General features: G+C 70.1%; 20 protein-coding genes and 3 tRNA genes. 13 read left to right on the plus strand and 10 right to left on the minus strand.

Annotated elements, in window-relative coordinates; genetic code table 11:
* Positions 1–106: 106 nt before the first annotated feature.
* The 9 genes from DQ384_RS36200 (at position 107) to DQ384_RS36240 (ending at position 7,763) form a co-directional block, all read left to right on the plus strand.
* Positions 107–529, plus strand: coding sequence for a nuclear transport factor 2 family protein (locus DQ384_RS36200; RefSeq protein WP_114033391.1), 423 nt, complete (start codon positions 107–109; stop codon positions 527–529).
* Positions 530–538: 9 nt separating this feature from the next.
* Positions 539–2,056 (plus strand): GMC family oxidoreductase, encoded by a 1,518-nt coding sequence (locus DQ384_RS36205; RefSeq protein WP_114033392.1) that lies wholly within the window; start codon positions 539–541, stop codon positions 2,054–2,056.
* On the plus strand, positions 2,053–3,615 hold the full coding sequence (locus DQ384_RS36210; protein WP_114033393.1) for a GMC family oxidoreductase: 1,563 nt from the start codon (positions 2,053–2,055) through the stop codon (positions 3,613–3,615). The genes DQ384_RS36205 and DQ384_RS36210 overlap by 4 nt, the downstream gene beginning before the upstream one ends.
* Entirely contained in the window at positions 3,612–4,040 is a 429-nt protein-coding gene (locus DQ384_RS36215; protein WP_114033394.1) for an ester cyclase, read from the plus strand. Before DQ384_RS36210 ends, DQ384_RS36215 begins: the two co-directional genes overlap by 4 nt.
* A gap of 9 nt (positions 4,041–4,049) precedes the next feature.
* Complete coding sequence (locus DQ384_RS36220) at positions 4,050–4,421, plus strand: nuclear transport factor 2 family protein (protein ID WP_114033395.1); 372 nt, start codon at positions 4,050–4,052, stop codon at positions 4,419–4,421.
* 19 nt (positions 4,422–4,440) lie between these two features.
* Entirely contained in the window at positions 4,441–4,893 is a 453-nt protein-coding gene (locus DQ384_RS36225; protein ID WP_220183327.1) for a VOC family protein, read from the plus strand.
* Between the two features lie 186 nt (positions 4,894–5,079).
* Positions 5,080–5,913, plus strand: coding sequence for a phosphotransferase enzyme family protein (locus DQ384_RS36230; RefSeq protein ID WP_114033396.1), 834 nt, complete (start codon positions 5,080–5,082; stop codon positions 5,911–5,913).
* Between the two features lie 51 nt (positions 5,914–5,964).
* Complete coding sequence (locus DQ384_RS36235; protein WP_114033397.1) at positions 5,965–6,747, plus strand: methylenetetrahydrofolate reductase; 783 nt, start codon at positions 5,965–5,967, stop codon at positions 6,745–6,747.
* A gap of 89 nt (positions 6,748–6,836) precedes the next feature.
* Positions 6,837–7,763 (plus strand): aldo/keto reductase, encoded by a 927-nt coding sequence (locus tag DQ384_RS36240; protein ID WP_114033398.1) that lies wholly within the window; start codon positions 6,837–6,839, stop codon positions 7,761–7,763.
* A gap of 48 nt (positions 7,764–7,811) precedes the next feature.
* Here DQ384_RS36240 and DQ384_RS36245 read toward each other — a convergent pair whose 3' ends face one another.
* A complete protein-coding gene (locus tag DQ384_RS36245; protein ID WP_114033399.1) occupies positions 7,812–8,144 on the minus strand; it encodes a YnfA family protein in 333 nt (110 codons plus the stop codon).
* Positions 8,145–8,467: 323 nt separating this feature from the next.
* On the opposite strand from DQ384_RS36245, the gene DQ384_RS36250 reads away from it, so the two are divergent.
* Positions 8,468–10,786 (plus strand): polysaccharide lyase 8 family protein, encoded by a 2,319-nt coding sequence (locus DQ384_RS36250; RefSeq protein WP_114033400.1) that lies wholly within the window; start codon positions 8,468–8,470, stop codon positions 10,784–10,786.
* Here DQ384_RS36250 and DQ384_RS36255 read toward each other — a convergent pair.
* Entirely contained in the window at positions 10,783–11,754 is a 972-nt protein-coding gene (locus DQ384_RS36255) for a helix-turn-helix transcriptional regulator (protein WP_181871604.1), read from the minus strand. The two genes, DQ384_RS36250 and DQ384_RS36255, sit on opposite strands and share 4 nt — an antisense overlap.
* Before the next feature lie 63 nt (positions 11,755–11,817).
* On the opposite strand from DQ384_RS36255, the gene DQ384_RS36265 reads away from it, so the two are divergent.
* On the plus strand, positions 11,818–12,933 hold the full coding sequence (locus DQ384_RS36265; RefSeq protein WP_114033402.1) for an epoxide hydrolase family protein: 1,116 nt from the start codon (positions 11,818–11,820) through the stop codon (positions 12,931–12,933).
* Between the two features lie 172 nt (positions 12,934–13,105).
* On the opposite strand, the gene DQ384_RS36270 is transcribed toward DQ384_RS36265, so the two are convergent.
* The 4 genes from DQ384_RS36270 to DQ384_RS36285 all read right to left on the minus strand — a co-directional run bounded on the left by DQ384_RS36270 (position 13,106) and on the right by DQ384_RS36285 (position 16,168).
* On the minus strand, positions 13,106–13,933 hold the full coding sequence (locus tag DQ384_RS36270) for a maleylpyruvate isomerase family mycothiol-dependent enzyme (RefSeq protein WP_245967034.1): 828 nt from the start codon (positions 13,931–13,933) through the stop codon (positions 13,106–13,108).
* Positions 13,934–14,127: 194 nt separating this feature from the next.
* Complete coding sequence (locus tag DQ384_RS36275; protein WP_114033404.1) at positions 14,128–14,724, minus strand: dihydrofolate reductase family protein; 597 nt, start codon at positions 14,722–14,724, stop codon at positions 14,128–14,130.
* Between the two features lie 128 nt (positions 14,725–14,852).
* Entirely contained in the window at positions 14,853–15,584 is a 732-nt protein-coding gene (locus tag DQ384_RS36280; RefSeq protein WP_114033405.1) for an SRPBCC family protein, read from the minus strand.
* Positions 15,581–16,168 carry an ArsR/SmtB family transcription factor gene (locus DQ384_RS36285; protein WP_181871605.1) on the minus strand — a complete coding sequence of 196 codons (588 nt, stop codon included), beginning with the start codon at positions 16,166–16,168 and terminating at the stop codon, positions 15,581–15,583. The genes DQ384_RS36280 and DQ384_RS36285 overlap by 4 nt, the downstream gene beginning before the upstream one ends.
* Before the next feature lie 551 nt (positions 16,169–16,719).
* On the opposite strand from DQ384_RS36285, the gene DQ384_RS36290 reads away from it, so the two are divergent.
* Positions 16,720–17,247 carry a hypothetical protein gene (locus tag DQ384_RS36290; protein WP_114033406.1) on the plus strand — a complete coding sequence of 176 codons (528 nt, stop codon included), beginning with the start codon at positions 16,720–16,722 and terminating at the stop codon, positions 17,245–17,247.
* Positions 17,248–17,891: 644 nt separating this feature from the next.
* On the opposite strand, the gene DQ384_RS36305 is transcribed toward DQ384_RS36290, so the two are convergent.
* From DQ384_RS36305 to DQ384_RS36320, 4 genes are all read right to left on the minus strand, one after another.
* Positions 17,892–17,965 (minus strand) — tRNA-Phe (locus DQ384_RS36305).
* Positions 17,966–17,991: 26 nt separating this feature from the next.
* Positions 17,992–18,066 (minus strand) — tRNA-Asp (locus tag DQ384_RS36310).
* 109 nt (positions 18,067–18,175) lie between these two features.
* Positions 18,176–18,248: transfer RNA gene (locus tag DQ384_RS36315), tRNA-Glu, on the minus strand.
* An 84-nt stretch (positions 18,249–18,332) separates the two neighbouring features.
* Complete coding sequence (locus DQ384_RS36320; RefSeq protein WP_114033447.1) at positions 18,333–19,991, minus strand: metallophosphoesterase family protein; 1,659 nt, start codon at positions 19,989–19,991, stop codon at positions 18,333–18,335.
* A 152-nt stretch (positions 19,992–20,143) separates the two neighbouring features.
* Between DQ384_RS36320 and DQ384_RS36325 the strand changes: the two genes are divergently transcribed.
* Positions 20,144–20,485 carry a metallopeptidase family protein gene (locus DQ384_RS36325; protein WP_114033408.1) on the plus strand — a complete coding sequence of 114 codons (342 nt, stop codon included), beginning with the start codon at positions 20,144–20,146 and terminating at the stop codon, positions 20,483–20,485.
* Positions 20,486–20,591: the final 106 nt, after the last annotated feature.

The raw sequence follows: 20,591 nt of genomic DNA on the forward strand, positions 1-20,591 counted from the left end.
ACTACGTGCATTGATCCGAGTGCGCTCCCGCTTTTCTGTCGGGACGCCCCAAAGGCGCAATTCCGACTTAATAATCAAATTCCGTTCTAATCAAGGGAGTGGCATAATGCCAGCCAATCAGTTCGCGCTGGACGCGGAGACCGCCGAGTTCGCGCGGCAGTGGTTCGACCGGCTGAGCGCCCACGAGCCGGTCGAAAGGCTGCTTCCCCTGGTCGTCGACCGGGACCTCGAGATGGCCTTCCCCGAGCGCACGCTACGCAGCCACGACGACTTCCGCGACTGGTACGCCGTCGTCGGCGAGTCCTTCACCGATCAGACCCACGTGGTCGAGCGGCTCGACGCCCGTGACGACGGCGACACGGTCCACGTCGACGTCCAGGTCGTCTGGACGGCCACCTCGACCTCCGACGGGAGCCGCAGCAGCTTCCGCGTCACCCAGGTCTGGGAGCTGGCGAAGACGCCGGACGGCCTGGCCATCGTCAAGTACTACGTCGGCGCGCTGAACCCGCTGTCGCCGGCGGAGAAGTGAGGTAGCGACGTGACGACCTACGACTACATCGTGGTGGGCGCGGGCGCGTCCGGCTCGGTGATCGCCAACAGGCTCAGCGAGACGCGGGACGCGACGGTCCTGCTGCTGGAGGCCGGCTCGGACACCATCCCCACCACGGTCGACATTCCATACCGCTGGGCCGAGCACCACTTCACCCCCATCGACTGGGTGTACTGGACCACCGAGCAGGAAGCGCTCGGCGGGCGCAAGGTCTACCAGGCCGCCGGCAAGGGCATCGGCGGCTCCAGCAACCTATACCACATGATCCATCTGCGTGGTCACCAGATGGACTACGACAACTGGGCCTACCACGGCGCCACCGGCTGGTCCTGGAAGGAGGTCCTCCCGTTCTTCCAGAAGCTGGAGAACCAGGAGGACCGGACCAACCCGACCGCCGGCACCGGCGGCCCCGTCAACGTCATCAACGCGGGCAGGCACGGCCCCAACCCGCTGTCGCAGACGTTCCTCGACGCGGCCGCCGAGCTCGGCCACCCGTCCACCGAGGACTTCAACGCCGACCTGACCGGCGCCGGGTGGCACCACCTGGACATCAAGGACGGCAAGCGGTTCGGCGTGCGCCAGGCGTACCTGCTGCCCGCCCTCGGACGCCCCAACCTGACCCTCAGCGCCGACTCGCGCGCCACCAGGCTCATCTTCGAGGGCGACCGCGCGGTCGGCGTCGAGTACGTGCGCGGCGGCGAGACCGTACAGGCCCGCGCGAACTCCGAGGTCATCCTCTGCGCCAACGGCCTGGAGACCCCCAAGCTCCTCATGCTGTCCGGAATCGGCCAGGAGAGCCACCTCAAGCAGTTCGGCATCGACGTCCGCCTGAACCTTCCGGGCGTCGGCGAGAACTACCACGACCACGTGCTGATCGTCGCGCCGGTCAACATGACCGACCGGGCCGCGCCCGACCCCGCGATGAACATGTCCGAGGTCTGCCTGTTCGCCAACTCCGGCGGCTGGCCCCTGCCGGACCTGCAGATCGGCTTCGTCCACAGGGCGCAGTTCCAGCCCGAGCCGAACCCGCAGCTCGTCACCATGATCCCGGGCCTGGTCCGCCCTCTGGCGCGCGGCACGCTGCGGCTGGCGAGCGACGACCCGCTCGCCGCCCCCCTCGCCGACCCCCGCTACCTGTCGCACCCCTCGGACCGGGAGCGCATGGTCGACGCGTTCGAGCTCGCGCGCGACCTGTTCCGCACGCGCGCGTTCGCCGAGTGGGGCGTCAAGGAGGTCACCCCCGGCGACTCCGTGTCCAGCCGCGAGGACGTCACCGAGTTCGTCAAGCAGAACCTCGGCTCGTACTACCACTACGTCGGCGCCTGCAAGATGGGCACCGACGAGCTCGCGGTCGTCGACCCCGAGCTGCGCGTGTACGGCGTCGAAGGGCTGCGCATCGCCGACGCCTCCGTCATGCCCGAGGTCACCACCGGCAACTGCCACACCGCCGTGGTCATGGTCGCCGAGCGGGCCGCCGACTTCATCAAGCGGGACGCGGGAGCATGAGCGGGGACGCGTACGACTACATCGTCGTCGGCGCCGGCTCGGCCGGAGCCGCCCTCGCCAACCGGCTGGTCACCGGCAGTGACGCCACGGTGCTGCTGATCGAGGCCGGAGGCCCCGACGACAGGCCGGAGATCCACGACGAGAAGGTGCCCTCCACCGTCTCCCTCTGGGGCCCGAGCGAGATCGACTGGGGCTACGTCACCGCCCCGCAGCCGGCGCTCCACGACCGTACGGTGCCCATCGCGCGCGGCAAGGTGTGGGGCGGCTCCAGCTCGCTCAACGCCATGCTGTACGTGCGGGGCAGCCGCCTCGACTACGACAACTGGGCCGCGCTCGGAAACGAGGGCTGGTCGTACCAGGAGCTGCTGCCGTACTTCAAGAGGCTGGAGGACTTCGAGGACGGCCCCTCGGAGTACCGCGGCGCCGGCGGCCCGATCAGCGTCCTGTACCACAACCGCCCCAGCCCGGTCTCCACCCGGCTCTTCGCCGCCGGGAGCGAGGTCGGCCTCAAGGACAAGGGACCGCGGTTCGACTACAACGCCGCCGCCGACCAGGACGACACGATCTTCTACTACCAGACCAGCAAGACCCACGACCTCCAGCGGTCGAGCACGGCCACCGGCTACATCCGGCCCGTCCTCGGCCACGAGCGGTTCACGATGAGCAGCGACAGCCTCGTCACCAGGGTCCTGGTCGAGAACGGCCGCGCCGCCGGCGTCGAGTACGTGACCGGGGGGACGACGCGGCAGGCGTACGCCGGCAGTGAGGTGATCCTCTGCGGCGGCGCGTTCAACTCCCCGCAGATCCTCATGCTCTCGGGCATCGGCCCGGCCGCGCGGCTGCGCGAGCACGGCATCGAGGTCGTCTCCGACCTCTCCGGAGTCGGCCAGAACCTCCAGGACCACATGGTCGTCGGGGTCTGCTACCTCAGCAGGAAAGAGCACCCGTTCGTCCCCACGCTGATCGCCGAATCCGGCTTCTTCACCCACACCGGCGGACAGCCGAGCGAGCGCCCGCCGGACCTGCAGATGGCGTTCGGCAGCATCAAGTTCGTCTCCCCCGCGTACGACCGCGAGGGGCCGGGCTTCACCTTCGCCCCGGTCATCATCCAGCCGCGCAGCACGGGAACCGTGTCGCTGAGGTCCGGCGACCCGTCCGAGCTGCCGATCGTCCAGCCCGGCTACCTGACCGACCCGGCCGACCTCGAGTGCTTCCTGGAAGCCATCGAGCTGTCCCGGGCGCTCGCCGCCACCAGCGCCATGTCCGGGCTGGTCAAGGAGGAGATCGCCCCCGGGCCCGGGGTCACGGGACGGGCCGAGCTGGCCGAATACGTCCGCCGGAACGCCGGGACGCTCTGGCACCCCACCGGCACCTGCCGGATGGGCTCCGGCGACGGCGCCGTGGTCGACGACCAGCTGCGCGTCTACGGCGTGGAGGGGCTGCGCGTCGCCGACGCCTCGATCATGCCGCAGATCGTCGCGGGCAACACGAACGCGCCGTGCATCATGATCGGCGAGAAGGCCGCCGACCTCGTGCTCGGCAGGACGGAGTCGGCATGAGCGAGCTTCTCTACCAGCGTTTCGCGCAGCTCTTCAACGCGCGGGAACTCGACCGGCTCGACGAGGTGATGACCGAGGACTTCGTCGACCACCACCCCGGGCTCGTCGACGTCGAGGGACTGTCGATCTACCAGGCGAACCTCGGCGCGGTGATCGACGCCCTGCAGATGGTCGCCCACCCCGAGGAGATCGTCGCCACCGGGGACCGCGTCTTCACCCGGATCCGGCTCACCGGCCGCCACGTGGGCGACTTCCTCGGCGTCGCCGCCACCGGCAACGCCCTGGAGTGGTACACCCACGAGCTCTGGCGCGTGGAGGACGGCCGCTTCGCCGAACGCTGGGCGGTCGACGACCTGCTCACCCTGCTCCGCCAGATCGACGTCCCTCTCCCCACCTGGGTGCAGGACAGCGCCCCCGTCTCCTGAGGGAACACCGTGGAAACCAGAGAAGTGATCACCCGTTACTACGAGCTCGCCAACGCCGGCGAGTGGGACACCTGGTGCGACCTGTTCGCGCCCGACCAGGTGATGGACGAGCAGCTCGCCGGGCACGTCGAGGGCCGCGAGACCCTGCGCGGCATGATGAAGGGCTTCCCCGAGACGTACGCCTCCTTCGCCAACAAGCCCGTCCACGTCGTCGTGGAGGGGGAGCAGGCGGCCGTCGTCTCCCACATCTCAGCCATGACGGTCGGCGGGGAGTCCATCGAGGCCGGAGTCTGCAACTACTTCGTCGTCACCGACGGCCTCATCTCCTACATGTCCAACTTCCACGACAGCGTGCCGTTCGCGCCCATCCTCGGCAAGTGAGGCGGTGACCATGCCCGATATGGCGCCCGACACGCCGCCCGGCACGATGCGCTGGTCGCACGTGGGACTGAACTGCCGCGACCAGAAGGCCACGGAGGAGTTCTACACCCGCTACTTCGGGTTCCGGCGGGCCAGGGTCGCGGACGCGGAGGGCACGCGCATCATCTTCCTGCGCCGCGGGGAGGCCCTGCTCGAACTGTTCCCCTCCGCGGCCGCCCCCGCCCCCGAGGCGGAGAACGACGGCCCGGCGACTCCGGGTGTCGCCCGCCACCTGGCGTTCCAGGTGGACGACGTGGACACCTTCCTCGCCCTCGCCGGCGACGACGCCCACATCACCCTGGGCCCCCTGAAGTTCGACGAGTACATCCCCGGCTGGAAGACCGTCTGGGTCCGCGACCCCGACGGCGTCATCCTCGAGGTAAGCCAGGGCTACGTGGACCAAACCCCCGAAGAACTCGAACAGTACGCCTGACGATCGACCACGGCGGGGGAGGAACCACCTCCCCCGCCTTGTCATAGGCGAAGCCGTGAAGGCAATGAGCGGCCCTGAGTACTTCCCTGTTCGTGAGCAGGCCAGGCTCGCTTTCCCGCCCCGGAGACCCTCGTCTGAGCGCTCGGTTCGCTACCGTGAACGGTTTCCGGCGGCGGCGGAGGGGCCATGGCAGGTACGTACGAGGACAGGGGCGCGGGCGTCGAGGAGGCGCTGGCCGGGGACGGTGTCACGCAGGGCATCGTGCGCGTGGCGGGGACCGTCCGGCGCCCGGTCCGGCCCTTCACGGCGACGGTCCAGGCATACCTGGCGCACCTGCGCGCGGCGGGCTTCGCGGACGCCCCCCAGCCGCTGGGCTACGACGACCAGGGACGCGAGGTGCTCTCGTTCGTCCCCGGAGACGTCCCCCGGGAGCCCCTCACGGAGGACACCGCGCGCGAGGAGGTCCTGGTGGAGCTGGCCCGGCTCGTCCGCCGGCTCCACGACGCCGCGCAGGGGTGGACGCCGCCCGGGGACGCCGTCTGGGGAGGAACTCCCGGGAGGCGCAACACCAACGCCACCTCCGACGGGGAGCCCCAGGTGGTCGGGCACCGCGACTACTGCCCCGGCAACGTCGTCTTCCGCGGCGGGCTGCCCGCGGCGCTGATCGACTTCGACCTCGCCAAGCCGACGAGCAGGGTCGACGACCTGGCCAATGCCCTCTACTACTGGGCGCCGCTGCTCGACCCGCTCGACAGGTCGCCCGCGTACGCGGACCTCGACGTCCCCCGCCGCGTCGCCCTGTTCGCCGACGCCTACGGCATGACCGGGCGTCAGCGCGAGGTGCTGGTGCCGGCGGCGGCTCGTATGATCGGCCGGTTCCACGTGAACATGCGGGCCGCCGCCGAGGTGGACCCGGTCTTCCGGCGGTTCTGGGACGAGGGCGCGAAGGACCGGCTGCCGAGGGCCGAGGCCTGGATCCATGAGCACGGGCCCGCCATCACCGCGCGGCTCGTCGCCTGACACCGAACGTCCCAGCGGGACGCGACGGGGAGGCACGCCTAGGCTTAAGGAATGACCGATCATGCGTTCCAGATCGTATGTGAGATCGAGCCTCCCACCCGGCCGGACCTGATGCACGTCCGGCACCAGATCGGCACTCTGAGCAAGGTCGCGGACACCTTCCTCGTGCCCGACAACCACATCGGGCGTGCCACGGTGTCCAGCGTGGCGGTCGCGCACGAGGTCGGGGCGATGGGAGGGCGCAGCATCGCGTGCCTCAACGCGCGGGACCGCAATTTGCTCGGCTTCCGGCGCGACCTGCTCACCGCGGCGGCCTACGGGGTCGACCGGTTCCTGTTCGTCTACGGCGACAAGCCGGCCGCGGGCGGCAGGACGGGCGAGCTGAGCGTACGGGCGATGATCGACGAGGTGCGCGGGCTGCCGGACGATCCCGCGTTCGCGGGCATCGCGCCCTTCCAGGCCGGGGCGGCGGCGGGCCTGCGGACGCTGCCGGCGTGGAAGCGCAGCGCCGACTTCCTGTTCGTGCAGGTCAGCTACTCGCTGGAGGCGTTGCTGCGGTGGCGCGAGGCCAATCCGGTGGACGTTCCCGTGTACGCGGGGGTGATGGTCCTCGCCAGCGAGGCGCACGCGCGACGTCTGGCGGCGGCGATCCCCGACATCGACATCCCGGACGATCTTGTGCGTAAGGTCGCCGCCGACCGGCTCGCCGGAGTCGAGGCCACCTGCGAGCACATCCTGGCCATCCGTGACTCCGGGGCCTTCGACGGGGTACATCTGGTCCCCGTGTCCCGGTACCGCGAGGTCGCCGCCCGCCTGGAGCCCCTGCTCGCCTGACGGGTCCTCGGTGTTCTGCCGTGGGACCCCCAGCGTGGGCGACATGTCTGGAATGTCATGATGCGTAGTGGATTGGGAGGCTTGGTTTCATGGACAAGCGTGTTCTCGGTGACGGCGGACCCGAACTGTCGGTGGTCGGCGTCGGGTGCAACAACTTCGGGTCCCGTCTCGACGCGGACGCCGCCGCCGCGGTCGTGCACGCGGCCCTGGACGCCGGCATCACCCACTTCGACACCGCCGAGATCTACGGCGGCGGCAGGTCGGAGGAGTACCTCGGCGCCGCCCTCGCCTCCCGCCGCGACGACGTCGTGATCGCCACCAAGTTCCCGCCCCGGGAGGGCCAGTACCGGCCGGGGGCGCTCGCGGACCATATCCGCAGGTCGGCGGAGGGCAGCCTGCGCCGCCTCGGCACCGACCGCATCGACCTCTACTACCAGCACTTCCCCGACCCTGACGCGCCGATCGAGGAAGTGCTGGAGACGCTGGACGAGCTGGTGCGCGCGGGCAAGGTCCTGCACGTCGCGTCCTCGAACTTCTCGGCCCGGCAGATCCAGCGGGCGCAGGACGTGGCCACCGGCAAGGGATGGACGCGGTTCACCGGCACCCAGATCCACTGGAGCCTGCTGTCCCGCGACGTGGAGGAGTCGGTCGTGCCGGCGGCCACGGCGGCCGGCGTCGGGGTCGTCCCGTACTTCCCGCTGGCCTCGGGGATGCTGACCGGCAAGTACCGCCGTGGTGAGGAGCTTCCGGCCGGCAGCCGCCTCGCGGGCAACGCCGACCGCGCCGCCCGCCTCGCGACCGGCGAGAACTTCACCAAGGTCGAGGCCTTCGAGGCGTTCGCCGCCGAGCGCGGGCACACGGTGGTCGAGCTGGCGATCGGCTGGCTGCTGGCCCAGCCGTCCGTGGCCTCGGTCATCGCGGGCGCCACCAGTCCGGAGCAGATCACTGCGAACGCGGGCAGGGTCTGGACGATGACCTCCGAGGAGGCCGGCGCCATCTCCTCCCTCGCCGGCTGACGCCCCCCGGCGTGGGCCCGGTGGTCCGGGCCCACGCCGGTCCGCGTCTCAGCCGCGCGGCGCGTACATGATGACGAGGACGCCGAGCACGCAGACGGCCGCTCCGATCACGTCCCAGCGGTCGGGCCGGAACCCGTCCACGACCACGCCCCAGACGAGCGACCCCGCCACGAAGACGCCTCCGTAGGCGGCGAGGATGCGCCCGAAGTGGGCGTCCGGCTGAAAGGTGGCCACCAGCCCGTACAGCCCGAGCGCGACGAACCCGGCGCCTGCCCACAACAGCCCGCGATGCTCCCGCACCCCCTGCCAGACCAGCCATGCCCCGCCGATCTCGGCAACGGCGGCCACCAGGAACAACAGAAGCGAACGCGCGACGGTCACCGGCAGACTCTAGACCAGCCGGCAAGGGATCCGACGGGGCTCAGGGCTTCCAGGAGCGCGGGCTGATGCCGTAGAGCTGGCCCGCGGAGCTTCTGATGGTGATGCTCGTGTAGTAGTCGACGCCCCGGACGATCCGCGCCGTCGACCGGCTCCTCCCCCGGGTCGACGCGCGTCTCGCCGCCGGATGACACGCGGCGGACGCCTTCGCCGGACGACACGGGCGGTCGCAGCCGGTCACGAGAGCGTCCCGGCCCGTCTGACCGCCGCAGGAGCACGGCGTGGGATCCGGGACGTGGAGTGATCGTCTGCATGATAATTCCCCCGTGGGCTGGTACTCCAGGCGGGTTTTCCTCCAGGTCAGCGGGGTCGCGGCTGTTGGAGGGCTGCTCTCGGGGCGGTCCTCGGCAGAGCCGCGGGCCGCGGGGGGCGTGCCGGACGGCGCGTTCGAGCTGTTGCGGCGTCGGTGGCGGGAGGTCAGTGCGGGGACGGGGTTCGACGCGGCCCGGGAGCCGTACCGGAGCAGGCTGGCGGAGATCGGGGCCAGGGCGGCGGCGTACCGGGACGCCATGGAGCCGGGGGCCGGGTTCCTCTGGCGTGACCAGCCGTTCCCCTCGTTCGTCGCCACACCGGGGCGGTTGCGGGCCATGGCCCGCGCGTACGTCCTGCCGGGGACCGGGGTGACCGGTGACGCGACGCTGGCGGCGGCCGTGGCGACCGGGGTCGACCATTACCGGCGGCGGGTGTACGCGGCCGGCGCGGAGCCGTACGGGAACTGGTGGCACTGGCGGATCGGCGTCCCCGGGAAGCTCCTCGACGCGGTCCTGCTCATCGGCCCGCACCTGTCGGACCGGCGGCGCGACGCATTGCGGGACGCGGTCGACCACTTCGTCCCCGAAAGCGTCCTCGACCGCTACAGCGACAGGAGCACCGGCGCCAACCGCGTGGACCTGTGCGTGGTGACGCTGCTGCGCGCCATGCTCACCTCCGACCCCGGCAAGGCCGCGCTGGCCGTCTCCGCGCTCTCCCCCGTCTTCCCGTACGTCACCGAGGGCGACGGGTTCTACCAGGACGGCTCGTTCATCCAGCACACGACCGTCCCCTACCAGGGCGCGTACGGCGTGTCGCTGCTGTCGGGCGTCGCGAAGCTGCTCGCGGTACTGCGCGGCACGCCCTGGCAGGTCACCGACCCGCACCGGCAGGTCGTCTTCGACGCCGTCGAGCGGTCGTTCGCCCCGTTCGTCCACGACGGCTTCTGCATGGACCTGGTACGCGGCCGGGGACTCTCCCGGGCCCCGTACGGCGACCACGAGAGGGGACGCGAGATCGCCGCCGCGGTCCTGCTGCTCGGGGACACGGCCTCCGCCGCCGAGCGGGCCCGCTGGCGGGGCATCGTGAAGGGGTGGGCGCTGCGGGACACCGACCTCCCGATGCTCGCGGCCGCCGAGTCCACCGACCTGGCGTTCCACGCCCGCCTGGCCGCGATCCTGGACGACGGCGCCGTCCCCGCGTCCGCCGAGCCCACCGGGCACCGGCTGCTCACGATGAGCGCCCGCGCCGTCCACCGCCGGCCGCGCTGGTGCGCGGCGCTCAGCATGGCCTCGCACCGGATCGGCCACTACGAGCACGGCAACGGCGAGAACCTGCGCGGCTGGCACACCGGCTCGGGGATGCTCTACTGGTGGGCCGAGGGGCACGGCGCGCAGTACTCCGACTCCTTCTGGACCACCGTCGACCCGTACCGCCTGCCCGGCACGACCGTCTCCACCCTGCGGCTGCCCGACGGCGCCGGCGAGGGGTGGGGTGACACGTGCCCGCCCGGCCGCTGGGTGGGCGGCGCGACCGACGGCGTGTACGCGGCCGTCGGCCAGCACCTGAACGGCCTCGAAAGCACGATGGAGGCCTTCAAGTCGTGGTTCTTCCTGGACGACGCGGTGGTCTGCCTGGGGGCGGGGATCACCGGCGCGGACGGCGTGCCCGTGGAGACCATCGTGGACAACCGCAGGACCGGCGCGCTGCTCACCGTGGACGAACGGGAGGGGTGGGCGCATCTGGACGGGCACGGCGGCTACGTCCTGCTCGCGTGCCCGGGCCTGCGCACCCTGCGCGAGGAACGCACCGAACCCGCCCCTGTGACGCCACCGGAGCAGCGCCCCGGCCCCGGCCGCGTCACCCGGAGCTATGCCACGCTCTGGCTGGACCACGGCGTCGATCCGGTGTCCGCGAGCTACGCGTACGTCCTGCTGCCGGGCGCCGGGCGGGCCGAGACCCGGGCCCGCGCCACCACCGGCGGCTGGGTGCGCGTGCTGGACAACACCGCCCGGCGGCAGGGCGTCCACGTGCCGTCGCTCGGGATCACGGCGGTCAACTTCTGGAACGGCGGCGCCACCGGGGCCCTGACCGCGTCCGCCCCGTGCGCCGTCCTCGTCCGGGAGTACGGCGACGGCACCGCCACGATCACCGTGTCCGACCCCCGCCGCACCCTCGACGAGCTGACCGTCACCTGGCACCGCCCCGTGGCCGCTGTCCTCCTGCGAAGCCCCAACCTCACCACCGCCACGACCGGCCGCGCCCTGAGCCTCACCTTCGAGAACCTGGCAGACCGGTCCGGCCTCGCACAGACCGTCACCGTCCGCCTCGGTTAGGCGAGCGGAGCACCGGTCGCGCGCGCGTACCGGGCCGTGATGTCGCGCATGTGCTCGACCAGTTCGGGCGGATCGGTGACCTGGAAGTCCAGGTCGAGCATGCCGAGGTACACGGCGATGGTGTGCAGGCTGTCCGCGCCCGTGTCCAGCACGCAGGTGTGCGCGTCGACGGCCTCCACCACGCCGACCGCGGGGTTGATCCGCTCGGTCACGACCTCGGCGGGCGCGTGCACCAGGACGCGGGTCCGGTAGCGCCACGCCGCCGCCGAGACTCCCCGGGCGACGTGCGCGGCCGCGCCGCCCTCCGGCGGGTCCCGGGGCGGGAAACGCGGGCCGGTGGGCGTGCGCGGTTCGACGCGGTCCGCCCGGAAGGTACGCCAGTCCTGCCGGTCGACGTCCCATGCGACGAGATACCAGCGGCGGCCCCAGGACACGAGCCGGTGCGGCTCGACGGTCCGGACGGTGGCCGACCCGTCGTGCGCGCGGTAGTCGAACCGCAGCCGCTCCCGGTCGCGGCAGGCCGCGGCGAGGACGGTCAGCACGCGCGGGTCGGCCTGCGGGCCCAGACGGTCCGCGGGCACGGGCTCGGTGTAGGTCTGGAGCGCGTTGACGCGGTGGCGCAGCCGGGACGGCAGCACCTGCTCCAGCTTCGCGAGCGCCCGCATCGACGTCTCCCCGATGCCGGCCACGCCGCCCCCGGCGGCCGTCCGCAGCCCGACCGCCACGGCCACCGCCTCGTCGTCGTCGAGCAGCAGCGGCGGCATCGCGGCGCCCGCGCCCAGGCGGTAGCCGCCATCGGTGCCCCGCGTCGCGTTCACCGGGTAGCCCAGCTCGCGCAGCCGGTCGACGTCGCGGCGGACGGTGCGCTCGCTCACGTCGAGCCGCTCCGCGAGGGCCGCGCCGGTCCAGTCACGTCTGGCCTGCAACAACGACAGCAGGCGCAGCAGGCGCGCCGAGGTCTCCAACATGTGCGCAAGCCTGCCAGTTCTATAGGACAGAGGTTGACCGGAAGGGTCCGTAACGTTCCTTCCATGAGCGAGAACACCGAGATCAGGCCCTTCCGCATCGACGTCCCCCAGGCGAAGCTGGACGACCTGAACGACCGGCTCGACCGCACCCTCTGGCCGGACGAGCTGCCGGACGCGGGCTGGGACTACGGCGTGCCGGTCGGGTATGTGCGGCGGCTGGCCGAATACTGGCGAAGCGGGTACGACTGGCGGGCCCAGGAGGCGAAGATCAACCGGTACCCGCAGTTCACCACCGAGATCGACGGGCAGAACATCCACTTCCTGCACGTGCGCTCTCCGCACGAGGACGCCCTGCCGCTGGTCCTCACGCACGGCTGGCCTGGCTCGATCGTGGAGTACCTGAAGGTCATCGACCTCCTCACCAACCCGGAGGACCCGTCGCGGGCGTTCCACGTGGTGATCCCGTCACTGCCCGGCTTCGGCTTCTCCGGTCCCACGAAGGAGAAGGGCTGGAACCGGTACCGCACCGCGAAGGCGTGGGCGGAGCTGATGCGGCGCCTCGGCTACGACCGCTACGGCGCGGCCGGCAACGACGGCGGCTCGTTCGTCTCCCCCGAGGTCGGCCGGCTCGACCCCGGGCACGTCGTCGGCGTGCACGTCACGCAGATCTTCTCCTTCCCCTCCGGCGACCCTGCCGAGTTCGAGAAGATCACCCCCGAGGACCAGAAGGCGCTCGAAGTGCTCCAGTGGTTCCACGACAACAAGATGTCCTTCAACACGCTGCTCTCCCAGCAGCCGCAGACGCTGTCGTACGCCATCTACGACTCGCCGGCCGGGCTGCTCGGCTGGAACGCGCAGCTCTTCGGCGACGCCGCCGACGTCGACGACGACTTCGTGTTGACGAACACGATGCTCTACTGGCTGACCGGCACCGCGACGTCGGCGACCCGCTTCTATTACGAGGACGCGCACGCCGAGCACCCCAAGGAGCCCACCACCGTCCCCCTCGGCCTCGCGATGTTCGACGGCGACTTCGTCTCCATGCGCACGTTCGCCGAACGCGACCACAAGAACATCGTGCACTGGAGGTCCTACGAGCGCGGCGGCCACTACGCCGCCCACCTCGTCCCGGACGTCCTCGCCGAGGACCTGCGCGAGTTCTACTCCGGCCTGCGCTGACGGGACGGCGTGCCCACTCGCCCGCCCGGCGCCGGCACCGAAGCGCCGTGACCGGGCGGGCGAGGCGACCACGGCTCGACGGGCGGCTCGTCCGTCAAGGTGCCGTTGGTCGTGGCCGCCCACCAGGTGGCGGTGCCGGCCGAGCGAGAGAACCGGCGGTACTCGAACGGGGTCAGAAGCCGGGGAAGACCGCGCGCAGGTCGTCCAGGGTGAGCGCGTCCCCGGTCAGCCGCACCCCGTCCGGGGTGTGCTCGGGAGCGTGGCGGCCGGAGACCAGGCGCAGCCACCACTCGGCGGGAGCGGTGAGGACCACGTCCGGTGCGCCGGGAGCGTCCGTGAGACGCACCGCGTCGCGGATCTCCAGCCCGAAGGCCCGCTCCGGCGCGGTCGTGCGCACTTCCACGACCGCCTCACGCCCGCCGAGCCTGTCGGCCTTGCCGAGAAAGCCCAGCAGGCGGTCCAGGCCGTCGAGCAGCAGTTCGACGGCCTCCGGGTTCAGCGTCGCGGCCGGATCGAACGCGGCCCTGACGTCCCAGGTGTGGTAGGCGAACTCGCTGAGCCGCATCCCGGCGAATCCGGCCACGTCCGGCGCGGGGGCCGGGAACCACAGCTCGATACGGAGGTCCCGCCTCGCCGTCGCGTCCAGGTCCTCGAAGCAGCGTACCAGCGCCTCGTTGGCGCCGACGACCTCCGCGGCCCGCTCGGCACGCGACATCCCATCCCATCGCGCCCACACGCCCCTGATGAAGTCCATCTGAGGCGTGCCGGTGCCGTTCAGCGCCCCGTCGAGGGCGGCGAGGCTGATCTCCGCGCCGCTGCCCAGGTGGCTCAGCACCTGCGAGACGTCCCACTCCGAGGCGCCCGAGCGGCGGGCGAGGTCCTCCTCGGTGAAGCCGTCCACCAGCGCGGCGAGCTCGTCGTGCCCGGCGCGCAACACTTTGATCGTCTGATCGGCCCGGTCGGTCATCGTGGTCTCCTGTGCGGTCGTTCCGTCACCCACCGCCGGACATCATCGCGACGTCCGTCCGGTCGGTTCGCCTCACAAGAACCACTGAGCCACGCCGGTCATTTCCGGATACCGAACCGCGTTGGCCCGCGTGGGAGAGCCCCGGCGCTCGCACGCCGGGCACTCACCGCGCGAGGTCACCTGGACAGCCGACAGGATGCCCCGTCCTGCCTGCCGACGGGCGCGGCCTACTTCTCGGCGACCGTCCGGTAGGTGCACACGTTCACGCCCTTGTCGCTGGTGACCGTGGAGACCAGCTCCAGCGTGCGCAACGCGCCGTCCTCGGGGAAGATCGTCTTGCCGCCGCCGAGGATCACCGGCATGATCATGAGCCGGAGCTCGTCGGCAAGCCCCTCGCTCAGGAGCGTGCGCGCGAGCGTCGGGCTTCCCATGACCACCAGGTCGCCGCCGTCGGCCTTGTGCAGCTCCCGGATGCGGTCGACGGCCTCCCCGCCGGGGATGCGTGTGGTGTTGTTCCACGTCAGCTCGTCGTCGCCCAGCGTGTCGGAGACGACGTACTTCTTGACGGAGTTCATCTGGTCGGCGAACGGGTCACCGGCGCGCCCCGGCCACGCCTCCGCCATGCCATTCCACGTGCGGCGGCCGAACAGCAGCGCATCGGCCGTGGTCATCGAGTCGGTGAAGGCACCACCCACCACCTCCACGTCGAAGAACAGGTGCGACCAGCCGCCGTGGGCGAAGCCGCCGTCGGTGTCCTCGTCCGGTCCGCCCGGGGCCTGCACGACGCCGTCCAGGCTGATGAAGTCAATGATCACGATACGCATGGGATTCGCTCCTGTGGGGGGTGTCGCGGTCAATTCGGGCACCACGAAGACGGTCGTGGCGCGGAGAGGTGGTGGTGCCGCTCGGCCTGAGGCCCGCGCGTGCCGCGGGCCTCGCCTTGGACGGCCGGTCAGCCGAAGCGCTCGGCCATCCAGGCCTCCCACGCGGCCTGCTCGTCGCGGCCCGCGAAGTTCTGGTGGCCGAGCACGAGGGCGTCGCCGCGCTCGCTACCGGAGTGGATGAACCGGTACAGACCCTGGTCGGTCCGGACGCCGAGGTTGGCGGGCAGGTTCGCGTAGTAGACGACCCCGGCGGACCCGTCCGGGAGCCGGACGCCGTCGCCCTCGCCGACGTCCGGTGTGACGCCCAGCGAGTCCGTGACGATCTTCCAGACGTCGTCCGGGCCGCCGGCGCCTGGCCGGAAGACCGTCGTGACCGACGGGGTGCGGCCGTTGAAGTGCGCGAGGTACTCCTTGAGTGTCACCAGGTAGATGGGCCAGCCGGCCTTCATCGCCTCGAACTCGGTCTCCCAGTCGTCGCCGAGCACGCCGCTCTGCACGAGCCGCAGGACGGTCGTCCCGCCGCCGCGCCCCTCGATGAGGTACTCGAACGCCGAGAACCGGCCGTCCGGGGCCTCCGGGGTCCGGGTGGCGAGGCGGTTGCCCGGCTCGTAGGCGGTGATCGTCGCGTGCTCCGTGTGGCCCAACATCGTGAGGGACACAGGGCCGCCGACGGACGTGCCGAACTCGTTGCGTCCCATGAACCAGGAGTCGACGCCTGGCCCGGTCGCGATCGCGTCCCATACCTGCTCGGGGGTGGCCTCCAGCTCGATCTCCTGACTCAGCTCGAACGGGTGTGTCATGGGGCTTCCTTCATGCTCGGGTGGACGGCGACGACGATGCGGTGGTCGCGTCCCTGCTCGGCCGACTCGTCGTGGTACTTGGACACCAGCGCCGCGACCGTTTGGGCGAGCTCCTGGGCGAACGCGGCCCGGTCGGCGGCCGAGGCGAAGCGCACCTCGCCGTCGATCGCGAAGGTCGCGAGACGCTTGCGCGCCCGCGCGGCGCCGGTGATGAGCGCCCCGACGTCGCGGACCAGCCGGGCCGCGACGGCCAGCAGCCAGCTCGCGGACAGTTGGTCCGGGGAGCGGGCCGGGTCGGGCTCGACCGACGCCAGCGCGGTCGGGGAGATCACGTAGGAGGCGGCGGTGGCGCGCATGATGCGCTCGTTGACGTTGCCCTTGCGCCGCTCCTCGATCATCTCGACGAGCCCGTGCGCCTCGAGCGTCTTCAGGTGGTAGTTGACCTTCTGCCGGGGAAGGCCGACCTTGGCGGCCAGCATGGTCGCGGAGCCGGGTTCGCTCAGCTCCGCCAGCAGCCGGGCCCGGATGGGGTCCAGCGAGACCTCGGCGGCGGCCGGGTCCTCGATCACGGCGATGTCCTGCATGCCTGAAGACTAGCTTCCGAAAAATTAAATTGTCAAGAAAGTCTTAGTTGCCTAGATCTCTCCCAGGTAGAGCCGAGCGAGGCGTTCGGGGCCGGCCGGCACGCCGATGCCGACGATCTTCCCCTTCGTCAGGTGAAGGCCCGGTCCACGTGCACGAACTCGGCGCGAGGGCCGAACGTGCCGTCCAGCGCGTTGGCCCGAACGCGCCGGCGTTGAGCGGACCGGAGACGGCGGATGCTCGGGGCGTTTGGCTGTTCGGGTGATGCGGTCAGGGGCGGGGTGGAACCGCCGACCTTCCGCTTTTCAGGAGTAAGGCACCATGATCGCCTACCTCGACGCTATGGCCTGACCTCGGCTCCACGTGATCGCTGATGTGTGGGCGCGTGGGCTGGCGTGAGCCCGGGTTGATGTAGCGCAGAGCATCAGCAGCTAGTGATCACATCGCGTTGATCCGGGCTATGGTTGTGGGCAAGCTCCCGAGAGGCGCATTCGCCTCTGCGTTGGTCCGGTAAGGGTCACAACTGTGAGGTGACTGATCTGGAAGGCATCTTATGATCCGGGTCATCGCTCGGGTTCGCAGCCTGCCGACGGCCATGATCGTGTGTGCGTACGCAGCGGCCGTGCTCACGCTGACATGGCTGACTCAAGATGGCTACCTTGGTGATGCTGCCTACGGAGTCATGGCCATGATTCTTCTGGCCTTCCCTCTCTCCCTTGTCGGAACCTCGCTGTATGGCATGCTGAAGGATGCCATCATCGGCCAGAAGCACGATGATCCTACCTACGGCTGGAACTACGACTACAGCTGGGACTACGTCCTGATGGCCTGGCCGGGGATCGTCACGGCCGTGGCCCTGGCCCTCCTGTTGACGCAGAGGCGGACCCGCCCGGCGGCGACGACCGTGGGCTGGGGGCTGACTGCTCTCGTCATCTTGGTGGGAGTGGCGACGACCTTCGACGGGTGGGCACCTCGCCGGCCGTACGGCTGGCCCTTCCTCGTGTATGGGCTGATCATGGTCATTGGGTTGATCGCCCTACGTAGGTCCGCACTAAGGGATGCTGTTGCCAGCGGGGCCTAACGTGTTCCTGCCTTTGGTAGATTCGTAATCTGCGGTGGCGGGCGGCTCAGTACGACGGGCCGGGATGAGCCCCGCGCCCGGCTGCCGATCCGGCGGACCTCGTTCCGCGACGTCCACTCGTCGATCATCGCGTTGAGAGCCTGAACCGACGGCAGGTCCGGAACCGGGACAAGATGGTTGCGGCGAAACCAGCCGATCTGCCCCTCCACCCCGCCCTTCTCATGGGCACCCTTGATACCAGGCCGGCAATAGAACGCGTCCGGGCTTAGTGCCACCGAAACGCGGTCCACCGGTCGGTCTCCACCCGGGCACGGCTGAACCCGATCACCAACTCAGGAACAACGCCTTCACCGCAACAGGACCGCAGTCTGACGAGCAAGCGCGGTCAACTCTCACGAACACAACCATCCGGCACACGGCCGTCTCGCTCCTCCTGGACCTGGGCGTGCCTCCGCACGTACTGCGCGAAATCGCCGGACACAGCGCCATAGAGGTCACAATGGACGTGTATACGCGGGCGCCGTTGGGAGAAAAGACGAAGGCACTCAAACGGCTAGGAAAGAGATCAACCAGCGGGTTGATGTACCGGCTGATGTAAAAACCCCGAACCGTGATCATGGCTCGGGGTTTCGCTGATCAAAAGGTGGTCAGGGGCGGGGTCGAACCGCCGACCTTCCGCTTTTCAGGCGGACGCTCGTACCAACTGAGCTACCTGACCCGGCGGTGAGATGACACCTACCAGAGCGGTCCTGACGGGACTTGAACCCGCGACCTCCACCTTGACAGGGTGGCGAGCACTCCAAACTGCTCTACAGGACCTTGCTCGTTGCCAGGAGCGTGTGCCCCTGGCCTCTTTGCGCTCGCTTAGCCTACCAGTTCTCCGGAGGTCTTCGACCTTCCGTCGTGCCGGTGAGCCTTCGCTCGCGCGTGCCCCCAACGGGATTCGAACCCGTGCCGCCGCCTTGAAAGGGCGGTGTCCTAGGCCGCTAGACGATGGGGGCTCAGGACTCTCGCCCTGGATCCGTGACGCCTTCCGTCGGGGACTTCTGAAGCATAGGGGACTTCGCACCCCGATGCCAAAGCGGTCATCTTCTGGACGGTGTCGCGGTGGCGCCGCCCCCTCCCGTCGGTGACGGGGTGGGAACCGGCTCCGGAGAAATTGTACGACCTGGTTCGGCTTCCAGGTGACGCTGTATCTGTACCCATTGCTCGCCGAGGCCGCCCAGCGTGACATCGTCCCAGGCCTGGAGCCGGTGGGTGGTCCGGTCGAAGTACAGCACGGACGCCTGGATGGGCGTGGGTTCGTCATGTTCGAGCCCCCGCAGGCCCGCACCGCCGGTGGATCCCTGGATCATCAGCCGCGTACCCGACCCGAGCATCTCGGTGGACCGCTGGTGGACGTGGCCGGCGAGGACCAGAGGGGTGGCCCCGACGAATCCCCGTCCGACGGTGGGGTCGTGGACGGCGACGAGGTCGACGACGATCTTCTGAGCGGCCGGGCCGGGCCTCGCGGAGGAGGGTGCGGGGGTCGGCGTGACCTTGTTGGGGGTCTTGGACGATCCCGGTGTAGGGGTTTGCGGGGGTTTGCGGGAGGTCTTGGAGGACGAGGCGTTGCGCGCGATCAAGCCGGCGGTCAGGCGCTGTGCGTGGGTTCGCCCGAGTTCGGCCAGCATCTCGGCGTCGGACTTGACGTCGACCGTCTTGTCGGGCGTGAACCTCGGGTCGCCCACCCCGTAGATGCGCAGGCCCTCCACGGTCTGCGCGGCGCCGTCCAGCACGACGGCGTTCTTCTCACGGGCGACGGCGTGCTCGGTGCCGATGGAGTCGTGGTTGCCGCGCACGTAGACGTACGGGATGCCGAGCTTGCCGATCTCTTCGACGAACTTGTTCTCGGCCTTGGTCCCGTGGTCGGCGATGTCCCCGGTGTCGATCACCATATTGATCTTGAACTGGTCCTTCAGGGAACGGATCGTGTTCCACGCGAGAGGGTTGAGGTGGATGTCCGATACGTGCAGGACCCGCAGCGTGTTCGGGTCCGGCGAGTACACCGGCAGCGTCGTCCCCGCGTGATAGAGCTGGGAGACGTTGGTCACCAGCTTGGCGAGCTGGTTCCGGTACTCCGAGAAGCGCGTCACGATGGACTCGGCGCTGCCGATGAGTGAGGGCACGCCGGTGAGCAGCCCCGTGTAGCGCGGCTCGGAGATGGACGCGGGGTTGAAGGTCGTGACCGAGACGGCGGCGACCAGCCCTACGGTCAGCAGGCTCCCCAGCGACGTCCACAGGGCCCGCCGCCAGCGGCGGAAGACGACGAGCCCGGCCAGGAAGCCGCCGGCCACCGCGCACACGGCCGCTCTGATGAGCAGTTCGCGCAGGCCGGCCTGGAGGTCGGCCTCGATGAGGTCGGGGAGGGTCTCGGCCCAGCGCGGGCTTTCGAGGAGTTGCTGGGCCACATCGGCGTGGATGCCGTCCAGGCTCAGGCTCAGCCGGATCGGACCGTGGTGGGAGTCGAATCTGAGGGTGCCGAGAGGGCGGATGTCGAGCACCGTCTGGCCGCCCCAGGACGGCTGCAGGCTCATCCCGATCTGAGCGGGCCCCACGGCGGTGCTGACGTTGGCGCCGAGCACGATCCCGAGCCAGGCCCCGGCCAGCGCTACCAGGCCGATCACCAGGACGCGGGCGGTCCGGCGCGCGGCGCGTCGTTCGCTCAGCCGCCTAGCGGCATTCCTCCAGCGCGTGACGTTCATCGTCGTCATGCCTACCCGAATTCGCGTGAACTCTCATAGCGCACGGGAGTCAGTGGGAGTGTCGTACACAGTCAGGACGCGTCCGGGCCGGTCAGGACGTAGTACGCGCGGCCGGTTCGCGTACTGTCGTGCCGCGGTGACACGATTGACCGGTGATCGAGGTTTCGCGGGAGAAGTTCGAGGAGCTTGTGGCCGAGGCGCTGGACACGATCCCGCCCGAGCTGGCCAAGGTCATGCAGAACGTGGTGATGGTGGTGGTGGACGATCCGCCCGAGCCGGGGCTTCTGGGACTGTACACGGGCATCCCGCTGACCGAGCGCGGCGAGTGGTACTCAGGGGTCCTGCCGGACAGGATCGAGATCTACCGGAACTCGATCTGCGAGATCTGCGAGACGGAGGAGGACGTCGTCGAAGAGGTTCAAATCACCGTGATCCACGAAATAGCGCATCATTTCGGCATTGATGATGACCGTCTACACGAGCTCGGTTGGTGAATCCGTACCCGCGCGAGCTTAGGGCTCCAACCTTCACCGTCAGCACCGGCGCAGGCCGCCGTCCAGAGCCCTGATTTTTCACGCTATAGCAGGTCAGAACGGAACG

Origin of the sequence: Sphaerisporangium album, assembly GCF_003323745.1 — a bacterium.
GTDB classification, from domain to species: domain Bacteria; phylum Actinomycetota; class Actinomycetes; order Streptosporangiales; family Streptosporangiaceae; genus Sphaerisporangium; species Sphaerisporangium album.